At 60.9% G+C, this 6,122-nt stretch carries 7 protein-coding genes and 1 pseudogene; 2 read left to right on the top strand and 6 right to left on the bottom strand.

The features are described from left to right. The 6 genes and pseudogenes from E5W87_RS33270 to E5W87_RS33295 all read right to left on the bottom strand — a co-directional run. Window positions 1-258 (bottom strand): annotated as a pseudogene (locus E5W87_RS33270) (xanthine dehydrogenase family protein molybdopterin-binding subunit); the annotation flags it as partial. A gap of 13 nt (window positions 259-271) precedes the next feature. Beyond that, complete coding sequence (locus tag E5W87_RS33275) at window positions 272-745, bottom strand: (2Fe-2S)-binding protein (RefSeq protein WP_292407537.1); 474 nt, start codon at window positions 743-745, stop codon at window positions 272-274. 15 nt (window positions 746-760) lie between these two features. Then, entirely contained in the window at window positions 761-1,867 is a 1,107-nt protein-coding gene (locus E5W87_RS33280) for an ABC transporter ATP-binding protein (RefSeq protein ID WP_292407541.1), read from the bottom strand. Beyond that, window positions 1,864-2,778 (bottom strand): ABC transporter permease, encoded by a 915-nt coding sequence (locus tag E5W87_RS33285; RefSeq protein ID WP_292407544.1) that lies wholly within the window; start codon window positions 2,776-2,778, stop codon window positions 1,864-1,866. Before E5W87_RS33285 ends, E5W87_RS33280 begins: the two co-directional genes overlap by 4 nt. Further along, the gene (locus E5W87_RS33290; RefSeq protein WP_292407546.1) at window positions 2,775-3,650 is read right to left on the bottom strand and encodes an ABC transporter permease; all 876 of its coding nucleotides are present in this window, start codon (window positions 3,648-3,650) and stop codon (window positions 2,775-2,777) included. The genes E5W87_RS33285 and E5W87_RS33290 overlap by 4 nt, the downstream gene beginning before the upstream one ends. Window positions 3,651-3,717: 67 nt before the next feature. After that, a complete protein-coding gene (locus tag E5W87_RS33295; protein WP_292407549.1) occupies window positions 3,718-5,028 on the bottom strand; it encodes a PotD/PotF family extracellular solute-binding protein in 1,311 nt (436 codons plus the stop codon). A 634-nt stretch (window positions 5,029-5,662) separates the two neighbouring features. Here E5W87_RS33295 and E5W87_RS33300 point away from each other — a divergent pair. Beyond that, on the top strand, window positions 5,663-5,830 hold the full coding sequence (locus E5W87_RS33300) for a hypothetical protein (protein WP_292407551.1): 168 nt from the start codon (window positions 5,663-5,665) through the stop codon (window positions 5,828-5,830). Further along, window positions 5,811-6,122: dihydrofolate reductase (locus E5W87_RS33305; RefSeq protein ID WP_292407554.1), on the top strand; the 312-nt coding region annotated here is incomplete at its 3' end. The genes E5W87_RS33300 and E5W87_RS33305, both read left to right, overlap by 20 nt.

Raw genomic sequence — 6,122 nt, forward strand, 5'->3', positions numbered from 1 at the left:
GCCCCAGCCGACCGGCAGGCCGCCGACATTGTCGGCTTTCAGATCTTCGCCGGTATAGATCGCCACCACGCCCGGCATGGCGCGGGCCGCCGTCACATCGATCGCCCCAAGCCGGGCATGTGCATGCGGCGAACGCAGGAACGCGCCGAACAACATTCCCGGCCGCTTGATGTCCGCGACGTAGTTGCCGCGCCCTGTGACGAAGCGCAGATCCTCCTTGCGCTTTGGCGACGCGCCGATGCCGACCACTTTTGACATGTTCATACGCCCCTCACTTCGCATCGCGCATGGCGGCAGCGCCGGCGATCACCGATTTGACGATGTTGTGGTAGCCGGTGCAGCGGCAGAGATTGCCTTCCAGCCAATCGCGCACCTCCGTCTCGCTCGGGTCGGGATTGCGCCCGACGAGGTCGACCGCGCTCATCAGCATGCCGGGCGTGCAGAAGCCGCATTGCAGCCCGTGGTTTTCATGGAAGGCCTGCTGCATGGGGTGCAGCTTCGCCTGCCCGGCGGCAAGGCCTTCGACCGTCTTCACCGACCCGCCATCCGCTGAGACCGCCAGCATGGTGCAGCTCTTCACGGACTCGCCATTGAAATGCACCAGGCAAGCGCCGCACTGGCTGGTGTCGCAGCCGACATGCGTTCCAGTGAGCGAGAGCTGCTCGCGCAGCAGCTCGACCAGCAGCATCGCCGGTTCGACCGAGACGCTGATCGGGCGTGTGTTGAGCGTGAGACTGATTTCCATGACGGGCTCCAAATCCTAGGCAAGCAAATGTGCGCGGTCGATCAGCCATGCCGCAAGCACGCTGTCGCCGACTTTGAACGGATTCTCGAAAAAACGGCGCTCCGGCACATAGGCGACGAATTCCGCCTCGCCGGCCGCGTCCAGCATCACCTTGACGAAATTGCCCTGATACTCGATGCCGAGGATCGTGGCCGGCACCGACGCCATGTCCTGATCGGACAGAGCCGTGTCCTCGCGGAAGAGCTCGACATCGTCGCGCCGCACCGCGATGTCGATTGCTTGGCCGGCCTCAAGCCGGGCACCGGCGTGCATCGGAATCTGAATGCCGGCGATCTCGGGGCTCGCGATCATCGCCCGCGTGCCGTTGATCTTACCGACCTTGCCGCTCAGCACATTCTGCCCGCCAAGAAACTCCGCGACGTAGCGATCCTTCGGTGCGGCATAGATTTCGCGCGCCGGACCCGACTGCTTGATCTTGCCGTTTTCCATGACCACGACCATGTCGGCGAGCGCAATCGCCTCAAGCTGGGTGTGCGTGACATGGACGAAGGTGATGCCGAGTTCGCGCTGCATGCGCCTCAGCTCGGCGCGCATCCTGATGCGCAAATGTTCGTCGAGCGCCGACAGCGGCTCGTCGAGCAGCAGCACCCGCGGTTCGGTGATGGCCGCGCGGGCCAGCGCCACGCGCTGCTGCTGGCCGCCGGACAGCTGCGCCGGGAGACGGTCGGAAAACTCGGTCATCCGCACCTTCTCGATCATGGCGTCGGTCTTGGCATAGCGCTCGGTCTTCGAAAGCCCGCGAACCCTGAGCGCGAAGGCGATGTTGTCGCGCACCGTGAGATGCGGAAACAATGCGTAAGACTGGAACATCATCGCCGTGCGGCGCTCGACCGGTGGCAGGCCGACGACGTTCTCGCCGCCGATCAGGATCTCGCCAACGGTCGGATCCTCATGCCCGGCGACCATGCGCAGGATCGTGGTTTTGCCGCATCCTGACGGACCGAGAATGCAGCAATAGGCGCCGTCCGGGATCTTCAGATTGACGCCGTGGACCGCATAGGTGAAGCCGTCATAGCTCTTGGCGACGCCGGCGATTTCGATATGGCCCTTGCCGAGGTTCATGCCGCACCTCCCTGCTGGCCGGGGGCGCGCGCCTCACGCCGCTTCTGCATGAAGGCGATCGTGCCCAGGCTTGCGCCGATAACGAGGAAAGAGACGATCGTGGTAACGGTGCCAAGCGCATAGAGCGCCGGCGAGGTGATATTCAGCGTCATGCTCCAGATCTCCAGGGGCAGCGTGTTGAGCGAGCCGGCAGTCTGCAGCGTCCGGGCGAATTCGTCATAGGAGAGCGTGAAGCCGAACAGCGCGACGGCGACGATGCCGGGCGCCAGTACCGGGATCACGACTAGCCGGATCGTCTGCCAGGGCGAGGCACCGAGGTCGCGTGCCGCCTCCTCCCAGGCATGGTCGAAGCGCGACATTACGGCGAACATGACCAGCACGCCGAAAGGCAGCGTCCATGAAAGCTGCGCGCCAAGCGCGGAGGTGAACAGGCTTGCGTCGATGCCGACTGCGTTGAAGATGAGCCCGACGCCGATGCCGAGCACCAGGCCCGGAGCGACCAGGCTGCCGATCATCATATAGAAAACGACCGTGTCGCCGGCGAAGCGTTTGCGAAAACCAAGTCCGGCCAGAAAGGACACGACGACGGTCAGCACCGTGACCACCAGCGCAAGCTTGAACGAGCGCTCGAAGGAGCCTTGGACGTCGCCGGTGCGAACCTGCGTGAACAGGTCGACGAACCAGTGCAGCGACAGGCCTTTTATCGGGAAGACCAGCCCGCCGCGCAGATCCTGGAGCGAAAGGATATAGATGCAGGCCATCGGACCGTAGAGCGCCAGCAGATAGAGCGTGAACAGGATGGCAAGCACGTAGAAAGTCCACGGCCGGCGTCCACTGGTTGGCGCGATCGCCCGGCTCCGGCGCGCCGATACGCTGGTGGCGACTACGTCCGAGACACGGGCCAGGCTCATCGCGTGATCTCCTTGCGGATATCGACGAAGCGGATGATCAGCCCAACCGTAATGACGAGGATTATCGTCAGCAGAACAGCGCTCGCCGCGGCGGTCGGATATTGCAGCACCGAGATGTTCTCGTAGAAGGCGCCGACGACCGACGCCGAGCCGCCACCCGACATCACCTTGACCACGAAGAAGTCGCCCATGACAATCGAGATAACGAAGATCGAACCGAGGGCAATGCCGCTCTTCGACAGTGGCACGATGATCAGCCGCATGATGTCAAAGCGGCTGGCGCCGGCATCGAGTGCAGCCTCGACGACGCGCTTGTCGATGCGGCCCATGGCGTTGAAGATTGGCACGATCATGAAGATCGTCAGCTGGTGGACATAGGCCACCACCACCGCGAAGCTCGAAAACAGCAGGAATTCGAGTGGCTGGTCGATCAGGCCGAGCTTGAGCAAGGCCTCGTTGACCAGCCCTTCCTTGCCGAGCAACGGGATCCAGGAAATCATTCGGATGATGTTCGAGGTCCAAAACGGCACGGTGCAGAGCAGGAACAGCCCAAGCGCGAGCAATTGATTCCTGACATGGAAGACGAGGAAATAGGCGACGAAGAAGCCGATGAGGAGGCTGAAGAACCAGGTCAGTACAGTGAACTTGATCGTCTCGTAGTAGAGATTGAACGTCAGTCCCGAAGTCAGGATCTCGGTGTAATTGTCGAGGTTGAAGGCCGGGAACAATCCGCCGAAGCCATCGGTTTCGAAAAAGCTCGCGGCCACCACGGCGATGAGCGGCAGGACGAAGAACGGGATCAGCACGACGACCAACGGGGCCACATAGGCCCATCCGGCCAGATTTCGCTTGAACGCAGCGCTTTGCGCCATCGCGGCTCTCCGAAGATTTTCGGATGAAGGTATCAATCGGGCACGGCGCGCCCGATCCCGTTGCGCTTCAGGCGACCTTGAAGTCGTTCCAGCGCTTGTTCATGTAGGCAGCCTCGTCCATCAGGGTGTTCCAGCACGAGATGTTCTTGACCCGATCGAGGAAGGATCCGCCATCGCGCACCGTGCCTGCCTTCTCCATCGGGATGCCGTAAGGATCCTTGATCTCGTCGGGCGCAGGCTTGCCGTCGTACCAATAGTCCCATTCGGCAGCGGTGAGGAACGGCTTGGCCTTGGTGGGCACCGGGCTGTAGTAGCCGTAACGGGCGACGAAGGCACCCTGCCAGCCCGTGTAGTACCAGTTGATGTACTCGTAGGCGGCTTCGAGCTTCTTGCCGGTGAGGTGCTTCATCAAGCCCATGCCGTTGCACCAGCCGCGATAGCCTTCCTTGTCGCCCTTCTTGTTGACCGGCGCATAGACGCACGGGATCTCCTTGACCCGAACGGCGGCGACGGCCGGCGACCACATGGACTGAATGATCACCTCGCCGGCCGCCATCAGTTGCACCGACTGGTCGAATGTTGTCCAGGTGGCGCGGAAGTGGCCCGACTTCTTCAGTTCGATCAGTTTGTCGATCGTGAAGTCGATCTCGGCCTTGGTCATGTTGCCCTTATTGCCGTACTTGATCAGGTCGGCACTCTCTAAGCACAGGGCGGCGTCCATGATGCCGATCGCCGGCACGTCGAGGATCGCCGCCTTGCCCTTGAACTTCGGATCAATTAGTTCCTTCCATTCGGTGACCGGATGGCCGACCAGATCGGGACGATAGCCGATCGAATCTGCATTGTAGACTTGCGGCAGGAACGTCGCCCATTCGGTGACGCCGTCGTGCAGCTTAGTCGCGTCGGGCGTCTCGATATACATCGCTTCGTAGGGCGAAATGCCCTGACGCGACACGACGGCGCCGTCGATCTCGCCCTTTGTGAAGATCGGCAGGATATTGTCGAACTCCTTGATCTTCTTGACTTCGATGCCCTGGATGACGCCGCGCTTGGCGGCAAGCTTGGCCTGCCAGCCTTCAAGGTCGGCGATATCGACCGAATTCGGCTGGGTGATGAAGCGATTGATGGCTGCCGAGGTGTCGAGATTCTGCATCGTCACCTTGAAGCCGAGATCCTTGGCGGCCTGGTCGCCGATGGCCTTCACCACCGAGTACGAGACACCGAGGTGGCGCAGTTCGATGTCCTTGATTTCCTGGGCCCAGATCGTCGGAAACCCGCCGATTGCCCCCGATCCGACGGCAGCCCCGGCAGCGGCAGCGCTGCCTTTGAGAAACTTTCTTCTGGTCAGTGAATTCGTCGACTCTTTCACCTGTTTCATGGTCAAACCCTTCCCCTGCATGCCGAACCTGTTGTCGGCAATCCACATTCTTTCGATGTCTGGCTGTCTGCTTGGGGCAGGATATATTTTTTGCGCGATGCGCCAAATTAGAAGTAAAAATTTCAATCATAAGCGGGGCAAATCTGCCGCCAATATGGGCAGCGGGTAAGCACCTTCTTGCCAAAACATATGCAGAAGCGCCGATTCCTTAGAATTTTCTGCAAGAATATTCAGCAGACTCGCGGTTCAGCAATTCGAAGACGTGCACCCTCTGAGCGAAAATAATTTCCAGCCGCGTCTCTTACCGGCATATGACTTGATCGATGGCGGGACTTCTATAGAGCTTTGCGCAGCACCGCGTCATCGAGGATCGAAAAATCCATCACAGGCTCTGGCCAAGACGCTCTTTCTATACCTGGGCAATGCGCGCATCATAGCATCGCACGCCGATGAGAAGTCGGTACTCCCGGCTGCGTTGAGGCTCAATGAACAGCGCGGCGTACATCATCCTTTCCTCGGTCGCCGAGAACTCCTCTAATGCGGCCGGTCCGCGAGACAATCGCGCTTTTGCGTCGGGAAGGTCTGGTAACGGTACAGCCGCAGTCCGGCACCTATGTACCACATGGAAAAATCGATGCGCGAACATGCTGAAATTGGCGAGGCAATCCGAAAACGCGACCTCGCCGGCCCTGGACTGATGGCGGAAACAACGGAAACACCGTTGCGCCGCATGACGTGCAAGCGTCGCGAATGCGATCAGGCCGGCTATCGGTGGAGTACTCATGAAGAAGACAGTCGTTAGGGTTGTCTGTGCCATCGGCCAAGCGGGACAGCTCGGCCTCAAAGGCCGCCTTCCATGGGAAGGCAACCGGTCGCCGGAGTTCGTCGCCGACGTTGCACGGTTTTTCGACATCACCAGAGGACACGTTTTGCTCGCTGGCCCCAAGACGATCGCGAGCGTTCCGGATTTTGCTCGCGCGAATCGGGAGCTTGTCGTCGTTCGCTCCAGCATGGATCCCGAGGACACGCTCAAGCGCTTTGCCGGCCGTGTCGTCTTCATCGGCGGCGGTCCACCGGTCTGGGACGCCTACGCG

Origin of the sequence: Mesorhizobium sp. (assembly GCF_004962925.1) — a bacterium.
Taxonomy (GTDB): domain Bacteria; phylum Pseudomonadota; class Alphaproteobacteria; order Rhizobiales; family Rhizobiaceae; genus Mesorhizobium.